General features: G+C 62.9%; 11 protein-coding genes. 4 read left to right on the forward strand and 7 right to left on the reverse strand.

Annotated elements, in window-relative coordinates; translation table 11 throughout:
- Positions 1-127: 127 nt before the first annotated feature.
- Positions 128-1,492 (forward strand): NAD(P)/FAD-dependent oxidoreductase, encoded by a 1,365-nt coding sequence (locus GGR23_RS02910; RefSeq protein WP_183364612.1) that lies wholly within the window; start codon positions 128-130, stop codon positions 1,490-1,492.
- Between the two features lie 31 nt (positions 1,493-1,523).
- Here the strand turns inward: GGR23_RS02910 and GGR23_RS23380 are convergent, their stop codons facing one another.
- Together GGR23_RS23380 and GGR23_RS02915 are read right to left on the reverse strand one after the other, a co-directional pair.
- Positions 1,524-1,655, reverse strand: coding sequence for a hypothetical protein (locus tag GGR23_RS23380; protein WP_281375647.1), 132 nt, complete (start codon positions 1,653-1,655; stop codon positions 1,524-1,526).
- A gap of 249 nt (positions 1,656-1,904) precedes the next feature.
- Positions 1,905-2,840 carry an EAL domain-containing protein gene (locus GGR23_RS02915; protein ID WP_183364613.1) on the reverse strand — a complete coding sequence of 312 codons (936 nt, stop codon included), beginning with the start codon at positions 2,838-2,840 and terminating at the stop codon, positions 1,905-1,907.
- Between the two features lie 240 nt (positions 2,841-3,080).
- Between GGR23_RS02915 and GGR23_RS02920 the strand changes: the two genes are divergently transcribed.
- Both GGR23_RS02920 and GGR23_RS02925 read left to right on the forward strand, forming a co-directional pair.
- Complete coding sequence (locus tag GGR23_RS02920) at positions 3,081-4,283, forward strand: pyridoxal phosphate-dependent aminotransferase (RefSeq protein ID WP_183364614.1); 1,203 nt, start codon at positions 3,081-3,083, stop codon at positions 4,281-4,283.
- A gap of 277 nt (positions 4,284-4,560) precedes the next feature.
- Positions 4,561-4,848, forward strand: coding sequence for a DUF2188 domain-containing protein (locus GGR23_RS02925; RefSeq protein WP_183364615.1), 288 nt, complete (start codon positions 4,561-4,563; stop codon positions 4,846-4,848).
- 5 nt (positions 4,849-4,853) lie between these two features.
- On the opposite strand, the gene GGR23_RS02930 is transcribed toward GGR23_RS02925, so the two are convergent.
- On the reverse strand, positions 4,854-5,753 hold the full coding sequence (locus GGR23_RS02930) for a LysR family transcriptional regulator (RefSeq protein WP_183364616.1): 900 nt from the start codon (positions 5,751-5,753) through the stop codon (positions 4,854-4,856).
- A 93-nt stretch (positions 5,754-5,846) separates the two neighbouring features.
- Here GGR23_RS02930 and GGR23_RS02935 point away from each other — a divergent pair, with 93 nt between their 5' ends.
- Positions 5,847-6,809, forward strand: coding sequence for an NAD(P)H-binding protein (locus GGR23_RS02935; RefSeq protein WP_183364617.1), 963 nt, complete (start codon positions 5,847-5,849; stop codon positions 6,807-6,809).
- 54 nt (positions 6,810-6,863) lie between these two features.
- Here GGR23_RS02935 and GGR23_RS02940 read toward each other — a convergent pair whose 3' ends face one another.
- The 4 genes from GGR23_RS02940 to GGR23_RS02955 all read right to left on the reverse strand — a co-directional run bounded on the left by GGR23_RS02940 (position 6,864) and on the right by GGR23_RS02955 (position 12,001).
- Entirely contained in the window at positions 6,864-8,723 is a 1,860-nt protein-coding gene (locus tag GGR23_RS02940) for a M10 family metallopeptidase (RefSeq protein ID WP_183364618.1), read from the reverse strand.
- Positions 8,724-8,977: 254 nt separating this feature from the next.
- Positions 8,978-10,102, reverse strand: coding sequence for an alkene reductase (locus tag GGR23_RS02945; RefSeq protein ID WP_183364619.1), 1,125 nt, complete (start codon positions 10,100-10,102; stop codon positions 8,978-8,980).
- 73 nt (positions 10,103-10,175) lie between these two features.
- On the reverse strand, positions 10,176-10,469 hold the full coding sequence (locus tag GGR23_RS02950; RefSeq protein WP_183364620.1) for an ArsR/SmtB family transcription factor: 294 nt from the start codon (positions 10,467-10,469) through the stop codon (positions 10,176-10,178).
- Between the two features lie 635 nt (positions 10,470-11,104).
- Positions 11,105-12,001 (reverse strand): LysR family transcriptional regulator VtlR, encoded by an 897-nt coding sequence (locus GGR23_RS02955; protein ID WP_183364621.1) that lies wholly within the window; start codon positions 11,999-12,001, stop codon positions 11,105-11,107.
- Between the last annotated feature and the right edge of the window lie 25 nt (positions 12,002-12,026).

Raw genomic sequence — 12,026 nt, forward strand, 5'->3', positions numbered from 1 at the left:
AGGGGGAGCGGAAAACATCGCTCGAGAGTGGTGGAGAGAGCCTCTTAGGCGAATTCCGGCAGTTTTTCAAATCTCAGGAATGGGCTATCCCGTTCCTTTCCCGAACCGCTTCCGACGGAGAACACGCATGCCCGGACCCGCCCTAGTTCCCTTTTCCGGCGATATGGATCTGCCGTCGCGCGTGGATATCGCGGTGGTCGGCGGTGGCGTGGCCGGTGCGTTCACGGCGCTCGAACTCGCCGAGCGCGGGCATCGGGTGCTGCTCATCGAGAAGGGCATGATCGGCGGCGAGCAGTCCAGTCGCAACTGGGGCTGGGTGCGCATCGGCATGCGCGATCTGCGCGAGGCGCCGATGATGCTCGACGCGATCCGGCTGTGGCAGGGGCTCGACGAGCGCATCGAGGCGCGGAGCGGCTATGTGCGTTCGGGAATCGTGTTTGCCTGCGAGACCGAGAAGGCGGTCGAAAGCCATGAGGCCTGGCTGCGGGATTTTCGCGCGGCCGGTTACCTCGCCGCGCTCGGAAACGGGCCGGGCATGGAGATGATCGGCAAGTTGCAGATGGAAGCCTTGTTTCCCGGTCTCGCCGTCCATGCCCGTGCCGCGCTGCATGCGCCGGTGGACGGGCGGGCGGAGCCGCAGAAGGTCGCCCCCGCGGTCGCCGAGGCCGCCAGGCGCAAGGGCGCAGCGGTGGTTACCGGATGCGCCGTTCTCGGCATCGACTGGCAGAACGGACGGGTGTCGGGGATAGAGACGGAGCGCGGACACGTGCGCTGCGATGCCGTGGTTCTTGCGGCAGGGGTTTGGACCAGCGGCATGGCCCGGCTGGAGGGTATCGATCTGCCCCAGCTGAAGGTCCTGAATACGGTGGTCCGCACCACGGCGCCGCCGGCCGGCGAGGCGGCTCCCGATCAGGCCTTGTGGACGGACCGCTATGCCTTCCGCCGGCGGGAGGATGGCGGCTACTCCATCGCCTCCGCAGCGGAGAACATCTTCGAGATCGTGCCGGATTCCTTCCGCTACGCCAAACCCTTTTCCGCCATCCTGAAGCAGGACTGGAAGTCGCTGCGGCCACGCCTTTCGCGCTTCTGGCGGGACGAGTGGCTTGCCTGGGCGGGCGGTGCAGATGGCTTTCTCTCGCTCCTGCGCAAGCATCGCGTGCTCGATCCGGTTCCGGCCACCGGCACGGTCATGCGAGCGCTCGCCGCGCTCCGGCAGGACTACCCCGTCTTCCGTTCGCTTCGCATCGAGCAGGAATGGGCCGGCATGATCGAGGTGGTCCCGGACGCGGTGCCGGTCATTTCACATGTGGAGGGACGGGACGGGCTGGTGATCGCAACCGGCTTCAGTGGCCATGGCTTCGGCATTTCGCCCGGTGCGGGCCGACTTGCGGCGGATCTTGCCTGCGGCGATGACCCTTGTGTCGATCCGCGGGACTTCCGTCTGGCGCGGTTCTCGGACGGCTCACCCATTACTGTGATGGGTGGAGTATAGGCAAGTATATTGGCCGGGTTCCTGCCTGCGGTCAGGCGACGGAGGAAAGAGCCCCGGCCACCGTCGCAAGGCAGGCGACCAGCGTGGTGACAACGATCAGCACCACCGGGAAAGGGCTTTCGCGGCGGTGGCGTTCTGCGAGAATTTCGTCATCTATGAACATGGCGGGTATTCCACGAGCGTTTCGAAAAATTGCCTTGACAAGCAATCATGGCAATAAAACGCAAAAGTTCTGAAAAAGACGCATTTGCCTCAAAAAAAATCCGGAAGCGGTCTGTTTTGCGGGGTCGTGGGCAGCGAATCGGGAGATTGCCCGGGGCTTGCGAGGGGGCCGTGAGGCAAAGAGGGTGGGGCTTCGGCAGTCTAGTTCGCCTCGGCCAAGACTAGACTGCCGTTGTTCTGTCGCTCTCGATCAGCCGACGAGACCCCGCTTGCCGAATGCGGGCGCCGGCCGGCGCGGGTTTGCCATGCGCACCGGCGGATGGGCGACAGCGGGTGCCGAGGCGACCAGTGACGGTGCCGGTATCCGGGACCGTTCCTGGATGGGCGGTGCCTGTGTCGGCAGGAGCCGGGCGGGGAGATTGGCGGGAAAATCGGGATGGGCGAGTGCGTGGCCCTGGATACGGGGCATCTGGATGCGCTCCAGCTGGCGGGCCTCCTCTTCCTGATCGATGCCGCCGGCAATCGGGATGATGTTGCGTTCGGCGAGCTGGCGAATGATGACGCGCAGCAGCGCCACGCCGGCGGTGTTCATCAGGAAGCCGCGAAGCCAGTTCGTGTCGAAACGCACGTAGCTTGGACGGATTTCGTCGAGCCGCTTCATGTCGCGCTCTTCCCCCGCATAGCCGTCGATGGCGACAAGCATGCCTGCGCGGCGAAGATGGGCCGCGAAATGGACCGTCCTGTCGAGGTCATCGAAGTCACGCATCTGCAATTCGCACACGATGTTGCGCGGGTTTATCCGGGCCGTGTCGACCGAGCGCCTGAGGCGTTCCGCATCGGCGCGCATGTCATGCGAGGTGTAGAAATGTCGGGGATCGCGGGGAATGTGGATCCGCGCCTCGGTGCCGGCGAAGAACTGGCCGTTGAGGGCGTGGAGGCTTGCCAGGCGGCCATCGATTTCCGAGAGATCGCGCGGATCGACCGCATTCAGGAATTCGCCGGGCGAATAGCTGTCTCCCAGGCGGTCTATCCGCACGAGGCCGTGGAAGCCGGCAACGGTTGTTGCGCCGAGGCCTGTCTGGAAGATCGGCTGAAAGGCCGAGCGAAGGGTATAGGGCCCGTAGGCACAGGTGAAGGATCCGTCCGCGTCACGGACAAAGGCGTCGAAGGTCTTGCGAGCCGTCATGGCGAGAGTTCCATCCGGTGAGTCATTCACTGAATGATTTCTAATTATATGCAATACCTTACTCACCGGTGAACGGCTGCCACAATGTCCGCTTCGCTCCGGTTCCGGCAAAAGCTCCGCAATCCTGTCCCGGTGACGCCTTTTTCCTTGAAAATGCGGGGCGTTTTCGACATAGAGCAGGACGCCGGAACCGTGGGCTTCTGCCGGTTCCCCCGTTCAACCGTTTCAGGATAAAGTCCGATGGCTTTTCTCGCCGATGCCCTTTCCCGCGTAAAACCCTCCGCCACCATCGCCGTCTCGCAGAAGGCGCGCGAACTGAAAGCGAAAGGCCGCGACGTCATCGGTCTTGGCGCCGGCGAGCCGGACTTCGACACGCCTGACAACATCAAGCAGGCCGCCATCGAAGCGATCAACCGCGGCGAGACGAAGTACACGGCCGTTGCCGGTATTCCGGAGCTGCGCGAGGCCATCGCCCGCAAGTTCAAGCGCGAGAACAATCTCGAATACACCGCTGCCCAGACCATCGTCGGCACCGGCGGCAAGCAGATCCTGTTCAACGCCTTCATGGCCACCATGAACCCCGGCGATGAAGTCGTGATCCCGACTCCCTACTGGGTGTCCTATCCGGAGATGGTGGCGCTGTGCGGCGGCACCCCGGTCTTCGTTGCGACCACGCAGGAAAACAAGTTCAAGCTGACTCCCGAGGCGCTGGACAAGGCCATCACGCCGAAAACCAAGTGGTTCGTGTTCAACTCGCCGTCCAACCCGTCCGGCGCTGCCTACAGCCATGCCGAACTCAAGGCGCTGACCGACGTGCTGATGAAGCATCCGCATGTCTGGATCCTCTCTGACGACATGTACGAGCACCTGACCTACGGCGACTTCAAGTTCGTCAGCCCCGCAGAGGTCGAGCCCGGCCTCTATGACCGCACGCTGACGATGAACGGCGTGTCGAAGGCCTATGCCATGACCGGCTGGCGTATCGGCTATGCTGCCGGCCCGCTGGCGCTGATCAAGGCGATGGACATGATCCAGGGCCAGCAGACCTCGGGCGCCTGCTCGATTGCCCAGTGGGCGGCCGTCGAGGCCCTGAACGGCCCGCAGGATTTCATCGAGAAGAACAAAAAGATCTTCGAAGCCCGCCGCGATCTGGTCGTTTCCATGCTGAACCAGGCGACCGGCATCGAGTGCCCGTCGCCGGAAGGCGCCTTCTACGTCTATCCGTCCTGCAAGGGCCTGATCGGCAAGACCGCTCCGTCCGGCAAGGTGATCGAGACCGACGAGGACTTCGTGTCCGAGCTTCTGGAGAGCGAAGGCGTCGCGGTGGTCCATGGCTCGGCATTCGGCCTCGGCCCCAACTTCCGCATCTCCTATGCCACCTCCGAGGCGCTGCTCGAGGAAGCCTGCAAGCGCATCCAGCGCTTCTGCGCGGCCTGCAAGTAAGGCAATCGCTGTCTCAAGCTTCTGGGCCCGCCGGCAACGGCGGGCCTTTCTGCTTCCGGAGGGGCCTTGCAGGGCTCGCGAGCCAAACGCGCGGACGCGTGAACCGAATTGCCCGTCGCGGCGTTTGGTGGAATACTGGGACCGGACCGGAAGGTCCAATGCCTTCCGGCCCGGCAGCTTCAGGTGGCTGCCGCAAGGACGACTGCCGCATGAAGTCCGGCGGATGCAGGCCACAGCCTGCCGTCGTCCCGGTTCAATGGGTTACGCGGAGGCAATGATGACCAAGATCATCTATGAAGTGGTACCGCATGACGGAGGATGGGCCTACCGTCTGGGCGACGTATACTCGGAAACCTTTCCCAGCCATGACGAAGCCCTGGAGGCTGCGCGCATCGTCGCGACGGAGCAGCAGCTGGGCGGCGACAGCGAGGAAATCAGCTATCAGGACGAAAAGGGCGTCTGGCACGAGGAATATTCCGACGGCGGCGATCGTCCGGAGATCGAGGTTCTCGATACGCGCGACCGGACCGTCTGGGCGGTTTCCGGCTCCCGCGACGCATCCTGACCCCGTCAGCCCCCGGCGCGCCTGTTGTCCACCAGCCGCTTCAGGCCCTTTGCCAGGGCCTGGAAGACGATGTAGCAGCGCGGACTGTTCCTGAGGTCCTCGTGCATGGCGATCCACGTGGGAAGGGGCAGGGCGAAATCCGGAAGGAGGCGGGTGAGGGCAGGCGGCCGCTCCGCCAGCCCGGTCTGGCAGAGGCCGATGCCGCAGCCGGCACGAATGGCGGATAACTGGGCGAGATTGCTGTCGGCCCGGAAATGGAAGTGCACGCTGGCCATGTCGGGCAGGCGGTGCGCCATGGCCCGGATATAGGCCGTCTGGCGATCGAAGCCCACGAGCCGGTGATCCTTGAGATCCCCCAGCGTTTCCGGAGCGCCATGGCGGGAGATGTAGTCCTCGCTCGCATGAAAACCCAGGGTGATGTTGCCGATGAAGCGCACCAGAAGCGCCTCCTGTTGCGGCTCGGCCATGCGCACGGCGATATCCGCCTCGCGCTGCAGCAGGTCTTCCACCGCATCGGAGGCGGAAAGCTCGATCTCGAGCCCCGGATGTTCCTCCTGAAGGCCGGCGATGATGGAGGGCAGGATTTCCACGCCCACCACTTCGCTTGCGGAGATGCGCACCGTTCCCTCGACCTTTCCCGCCAGCCCCGACAGCGTGCGTGCGGCCGCCGATGCGGCAAAGGCCATGCTGCGGGCATGGGGCAGCAGTGCTTCCGCCTGTTCCGTCGGCAGCAGGCCGCCGGAGGAGCGGAGGAAAAGCGCCTGCCCGGTTGACTCTTCCAGCAGGGCAACATGCCGCCCTGCCGTCGGCTGGGTTATGCCGAGCGCCCGCGCGGCGGCGGACAGCGACCCATGCTCCATGACGGCAAGAAAGGTACGAAGGTAATCCCAGCTTAAATGGTCCATGCATTTATTTATAGTGCCGGTAGAAAATCAGTCAATTTTCTTTAGCGGGTCGCCGCGTCATTCTCCTCTCATCGCTTTTGAAGGAGACAGACGATGACGACTTCCTTGGACAGACCTCTTGCGCTGGTGCTCGGTGCGACCGGCGGCATCGGCGGCGCCATGGCCGACAGGCTGCTGGCCTCCGGCTACCGTGTTCGCGCCATGAACAGGAACCCCGCCAGAGGTGCAGCCGACCGGCCCGCGCTCGAATGGGTCAGGGGCGATTGCATGCGGGCGCAGGACGTGCGCGCGGCGGCCGAGGGCGCCGGCATTATCGTTCATGCCGTCAATCCTCCCGGCTATCGCGACTGGGAAAGCCTGGTGCTGCCCATGATCGACAACACGATTGCAGCGGCAGCCGAGGTCGGCGCCCGTATCGTTCTTCCGGGAACGATCTACAATTACGGGCCGGACAGCTTTCCCGTCATCGAGGAGGACAGCCCTCAGAACCCGTTGACCTCGAAAGGCAGGATCCGGGTTGCGATGGAGGCCCGTCTGGCGGAGGCTGCGCGCAGGGGCGTTCCGGTTCTCATCGTCCGCGCAGGCGATTTCTTCGGCCCAGGTGCGGCCAACAGCTGGTTCAGCCAGGGCATGATAACGCCCGGCAAGCCCGTCACGGCCATGTCCCTGCCGAACCTGCCCGGCGTCGGACATAGCTGGGCCTTTCTGCCGGATGTGGCGGAGACCATGATGCGCCTGCTGGCACTGGGCGAAAAATTGCCGCGTTTCGCCCGCTTCCACATGCGCGGTGTGTGGGACGAGGATGGGACAGCCCTGCTGGATGCGGTCCGGCGGGTTGCCCGGCGTCCCGTGAAGGCAAGCCGGTTGCCGTGGTGGGCGCTCCGCCTTGCGGCTCCCTTTCACCGGCTTTCCCGTGAACTCGTGGGCATGCGCCATGTGTGGTCGGAGCCGATCCGCCTGGATAACAGCCGCCTGGTGGCGACGCTCGGCGAGGAACCGCACACGCCGCTGGACGAAGCCATCCTCAGGACGCTCGTGGCATTCAAGGCCCTTTGAAAACGCCGAAGGGGGCCCTTGCGCCCCCTTCGGTCCATTCCTTCTGCGGTGTCTTCAGGCGACCAGCAGGAAGTCGCTGCTGTCGATCACCGGCTTTGTATCGAAGCTTGCGATCACCACCTTGTCGAAGCCTTTCCCCGATCCGTCCGCATCGTAGTAGAGCTTGCTCGACGACTGATCGTAGATGATCCGCGTATTGGCGGTGTAGGAGCCCTTCGTCCACAGCAGGAAGCTGTTCTTGGCGAGGGTGGTGCCGCTGTTCAGTGCCGCGAAAGCCGTGCGGCTGAGCACGATGACATCTTCCAGATGAACGAAATCCCTGACAACATCGGAGGAGGCGTTGAGCGTGCCCCAGCTTGAGCCGCCGGATGCGCTCTTCGGAAAACCGACGCCGAAGACGAAGGCATCGTTGCCCTCGCCCCCGGTGAGGGTATCCCTGGCGTAGCCGCCGTCCAGCCAGTCGTCTCCCGTCCCGCCCTCCAGCGTGTCATTGCCCGCACCGCCCCAGAGACGGTCCGATCCCTCCATGCCTTTCAGCACGTTGTTGTTGCCATTGCCGGTGATCAGGTTGTTCAGGCTGTTGCCCGTGCCGTCGAGGCGCTGGTTCCCCGTCAGCACCAGCACCTCCAGGTTGTCGCCGAGGGTGTAGTCGATCGATGCATAGACACGGTCGTTCTGCTGGGAGGCGGGCGCCTTGAGATAGGCGATCCAGTCGCTTGCCTTTTTCACGATATCGGCCCCGGCGGGATTGCCGGTGTGGAATTCGGAAACCTGGTCCTGTTCGCTGTCGACATAGTAATCGTCGGCGCCCTGGCCACCCTCCATGCTGTCGTTTCCGGAGCCGCCCCTGAGCACATCGTTGCCGTCTCCGCCGTAGAAGCTGTCGTTACCCTCGCCGCCCTCGAGGATGTCGTCGCCGTCATTGCCTTCGAGATAGTCGTCGCCCGCTCCGCCGAGCAGCGTGTCGTCGCCCATGCCTCCGTAGAGCATGTCGTTGTCACCGAGGCCGTTCAGCATGTTGTCGGCGTCGTTGCCGTGAATGATATCCATGAGCTGGCTGCCCCTGGCGTCTTCGATGATGGTGCCACGGGCAATCGAGACATTGCCGGTATGACCGCCGATGTCGGAAAAATGGCCGGGCCTGAGATCGATGACGTTGCCCCGCAAACCCCAGCCAAGCTCGCGTCCGGCCTGCACGTTGCTGAAGTCGACCAGATCATGGCCGTCGGTATCGTTGATGCAGTAGGTGGTGTTCGGATGCTTGCCGAAGTCCGTCCAGCCCTTGAGGACGCTCTCGCCCGCGCCATAGAGCGTATCGCCCGCATTCACGGTCAGAGGGCCGTAAAGCTTCCTGATCGCCTCGATATCGGCAATCATCGGGCCGATCAGGAAAAGGTCGGTCGCATATTCCATCCAGTTGTTCGACTGGGAGAAGTAGGACATCACCGAATATTGCCATGTGTCCGAGCGGAAAAGCGCGTCCCGGTCATAATCGGGGGCGCCCCCGTTGTAATTGCCGCCATGTTCCAGGCCGAGTGCATGTCCGATCTCGTGAATGAAGGTCTGAAGGCCATAATAGCCGGTCTGCCACGGATCGGTGCCAGAGGGGGCGCCGGTGTACCAGAACTGGGTCACGTTGACCAACATCTTCCCGGACGGGCTTGCGTAATCCTGGGTGGTGAAGGCACCCGGATACCGGTTGGTGATGTCGATCTGTGCCGAACCATCATGCACGAGAACGAATTTGAGCCCGGTGAAGGCTGACCACATGTCGAGCGCCTGCCGGGCGGCATTATACTGGCCCGGATTGTTCAGAAGGCCGTCGAGGTTGACCGTGATGGTCGTGCTGCTCAATCGGTCGCCGGTTATCTTGTCGACGAGGCCGTCAAAGTCGGAATTGAAAGTATTAACCATACGCATTCTCCCCATTTATTTGGTTTTATATGCGTAATATACGATACTCCATTTAACATTAGATGAATCGAATTGGATGGGCGGAACACGGAATGCGGTCGGAGGAGGGCAGACGATTTCTGTTGTCCGGATCTACTATGCGAGGCCCTCCGGATTACTGCCCGGTTCCCCCTGGCAGGCGCCGAACGTGCCTCTCTCGCCTTGCCTTGAGGCGGGAATGAAGAAGGGGGCCAATGGCCCCCTTCTGTCGTTCGTCAGGCGTTTTCGTTTTCCATCACGGGGTAGTCGGTATAACCGGTCGCTCCCCCGCCATAGAAGGTTGCCTGATCGGGTTTGTTGAGCGGCGCACCGCTCTTCAGACGCTCGACAAGATCGGGATTGGCGATGAAGGGACGACCGAAGGCGACCAGATCGGCCTCGCCGTTGTCGACGACCTTTTCGGCCAGGGCCTTGTCATAACCATTGTTGACCATCCAGGCGGCCTTGCCGCCGGCCTTCTGGTAGGCCGCGCGCAGCGCTGCCCAGTCGAAGGCCTTCGCGCCCTGCGAGAAGGCGCGATCCCCGCCCGTTGCCCCTTCAATGACGTGAACATAGGCCAGGTCATAGCCCGCCAGAATTTCGACGACGCGGGTAAAGAGCGGCTGCGGGTCGCTGTCCGAGGCGTCGTTTGCAGGGGTGACCGGCGAAATGCGGATACCGGTCCGTTCAGCGCCGATCTCCGCGGTGACCGCATCGAGGACTTCCTTCAGGAACCGGGTCCGGTTCTCGATCGAGCCGCCATAGGCATCCGTGCGCTTATTCGTGCCGTTGCGCAGGAACTGGTCGATCAGGTAGCCATTGGCTGCATGCACCTCGACGCCGTCGAACCCCGCATCGATCGCCGCCCGTGCCGCCTTGCGGTAATCCTCGACGATGCCCGGTATTTCGGACAGCTCCAGGGCGCGGGGCTCGGACGTGGGCACGAACTGGCCCGCACCGCTTTCGTCATAGATGAAGGTCTTGGATTTGGCAGTGATGGCCGATGGCGCGACCGGCTGGCCGCCATCCGGCTGCAGGCTCGTATGGGATATGCGGCCCACGTGCCACATCTGCACGACGATCCTGCCGCCAGCCTCGTGAACCGCATCGGTCACCTTCTTCCAGCCCGCAAGGGATTCCGGCAGGTAAAGACCGGGGACATCCGCATAGCCCTGGCCCTGATGGCTCACCGGCGTGGCTTCCGTGATGATCAGGCCTGCGCCGGCGCGCTGACGGTAGTATTCGACGTTCAGATCGTTCGGCACGGCATGCGGCGAACGATTGCGGGTGAGGGGCGCCATCGCGATGCGGTTCTTCACCGGAATCGCACCGATCTGGGCGGGTTCGTAGAGCTTCGTCATGCAACTTCCTTTTCTGGGGTGGTGGCCGGGCGGGGAGGGCGCGCGGCCGGGTTGGAGAATTGGGCGCCGGACATCACAGTTCCGTTGCCAGCTTCTGAAGAAATGCGGCGATCACGTCTTCGTTGCGTTTGTAGAAGACCCATTGGCCGATCCGCGTCGATGTGACCAGGTTTGCCCTCTGCAGCGTGGCGAGATGGGCCGAGACCGTCGACTGGGACAGGCCGCAGCGCTCGAACTGTCCCGCGCAGACGCCGTTTTCCAGTGGCATGTGCTGCCCGGAGAAGTGCTTCTCCGGCTCCTTGAGCCATTGCAGGATCTCCACCCGGGTAGGGTGGGACAGCGCCTTCAGGATGTCGTCGGTGTTCATGAGCCGGCCCCATATCGGGATATCGCGTTTCATCGATATACTTATGCCCGCCCTTGCCGGGGTCAAGATGCGCGTATGTGAATTCGCCTGATGATCGATGCAGTTTGCCTGACGCCTGCCCGCTTCGCTGCACCGGCAGACAGGGCAAAAAAAAGGGCCTCAGGATTTCTCCGAGGCCCGTATAGTTTTGAAGGTCTAATAAAACCTCCAGAGGGGAACAGCTGATGCGGTGGCACTGGGAGGAAAAAACCACCGGGTGCATCAACTGCGTGCGATATGATACTTTTTTGTGCGGTGAACAATGCACGAAAACGCATGACTGCTATGCGGGAGGGCATAGCTTGCCTCATTCGGTGGCATAAGAGGCCTTGCCGTGGATGAAAAAACCCGTTTCTGCCGAATTTTCCCCTCATGTTATCCGGTTGTGCAACAGCTGTCCCTGACAGGAGTCAAGTCGTTCGCACTTGCAGCATTGGCGCAAAAAGAGGCAGAGTTTCAATGACCTTGGCTGTGCAACCGCAGCAAGGGACGCCCTTCGGCGCGCATCGGTTGCGCTCCGCGGGCAAGGCCCTGGCGTGGTGGGAGGGGGTTAGGGGGCATCCTCGGCCCCCTTGCCCGAATGGCGGTCGCGAGGATCAGAAGCTCCAGTTGCGGGCCTTCGCCACGATGAAATCGCGGAAGGCTTTCAGCTTTGCCGCATTCTTCATCTCGTCCGGATAGCAGAAATAGGTGTCGAAGGACGGCACGTCGGCATTCGTCACCAGCTGGACAAGGCCGGGATCGCGTCCGACGATATAGTCCGGCAGCATGGCAATGCCGATCCCGAGCAGGCAGGCGCGCTTGATGGAGGTGAGGCTGTTGATCTGCAGGATGGGCACGCGCGGATTGTCCGCGGGCCGGCCGGCCGTTTCCAGCCAGTTCACGTCGAGCAGGTAGCTGGGAGCGGGCTCGCCGAAGGAAATGATGCGATGCTTGTCGAGGTCTTCGAGGCTCTTCGGCTCGCCATAGCGGTTCAGGTAGGAGGGCGCGGCATAGACGTGCATGTGCACGGTGAAGAGTTTGCGCTGGATGAGATCGGACTGCTGCGGCTGGCGCAGGCGGATCGCGCAATCGGCTTCGCGCATGCGCACGTCCAGTTCCTCGTTGTCGAGGATCAGCTGGATCTGCACGTCGGGATGCAGCTGCAGGAACTCCTGGATCTTGTCCGTCAACCAACCCTGCCCGAGGCCGACGGTGGTAGTGACGCGCAGCTTGCCCGTCGCCGTTTCCGTGGTTTCGGTCAGCTGCATCTTCACGGTTTCGAGCTTCAGCAGCACGTCGTGGGCGGTGCGGTAGAGCAGCTCGCCCTGCTCGGTAAGGATCAGGCCGCGGGCGTGCCGGTGGAAGAGCTTGACGCCCACATCCTGCTCCAGCGCACTGACCTGCCGGCTGATCGCCGACTGGGACAGGTGCAGCGTGTCCGCCGCATGGGTGAAGGAGCCGGCTTCCGCCGCGGCGTGGAATATGCGTAGCTTGTCCCAGTCCAGCGGCATGCCTGCTCCCCTCATGATGATGTCA

The organism is Gellertiella hungarica (genome assembly GCF_014197145.1).
Taxonomy (GTDB): Bacteria; Pseudomonadota; Alphaproteobacteria; order Rhizobiales; family Rhizobiaceae; genus Gellertiella; species Gellertiella hungarica.

Bases quoted from the DNA above. Each gene is read 5' to 3' on its own strand.
- GGR23_RS02910 (WP_183364612.1), top strand. From the start codon at position 128: ATGCCCGGACCCGCCCTAGTTCCCTTTTCCGGCGATATGGATCTGCCG.
- GGR23_RS02935 (WP_183364617.1), top strand. From the start codon at position 5,847: ATGACGACTTCCTTGGACAGACCTCTTGCGCTGGTGCTCGGTGCGACC.
- GGR23_RS02950 (WP_183364620.1), bottom strand. From the start codon at position 10,469: ATGAACACCGACGACATCCTGAAGGCGCTGTCCCACCCTACCCGGGTG.
- GGR23_RS02945 (WP_183364619.1), bottom strand. From the start codon at position 10,102: ATGACGAAGCTCTACGAACCCGCCCAGATCGGTGCGATTCCGGTGAAG.
- GGR23_RS02930 (WP_183364616.1), bottom strand. From the start codon at position 5,753: ATGGACCATTTAAGCTGGGATTACCTTCGTACCTTTCTTGCCGTCATG.
- GGR23_RS23380 (WP_281375647.1), bottom strand. From the start codon at position 1,655: ATGTTCATAGATGACGAAATTCTCGCAGAACGCCACCGCCGCGAAAGC.
- GGR23_RS02915 (WP_183364613.1), bottom strand. From the start codon at position 2,840: ATGACGGCTCGCAAGACCTTCGACGCCTTTGTCCGTGACGCGGACGGA.
- GGR23_RS02955 (WP_183364621.1), bottom strand. From the start codon at position 12,001: ATGCCGCTGGACTGGGACAAGCTACGCATATTCCACGCCGCGGCGGAA.
- GGR23_RS02920 (WP_183364614.1), top strand. From the start codon at position 3,081: ATGGCTTTTCTCGCCGATGCCCTTTCCCGCGTAAAACCCTCCGCCACC.
- GGR23_RS02925 (WP_183364615.1), top strand. From the start codon at position 4,561: ATGACCAAGATCATCTATGAAGTGGTACCGCATGACGGAGGATGGGCC.
- GGR23_RS02940 (WP_183364618.1), bottom strand. From the start codon at position 8,723: ATGGTTAATACTTTCAATTCCGACTTTGACGGCCTCGTCGACAAGATA.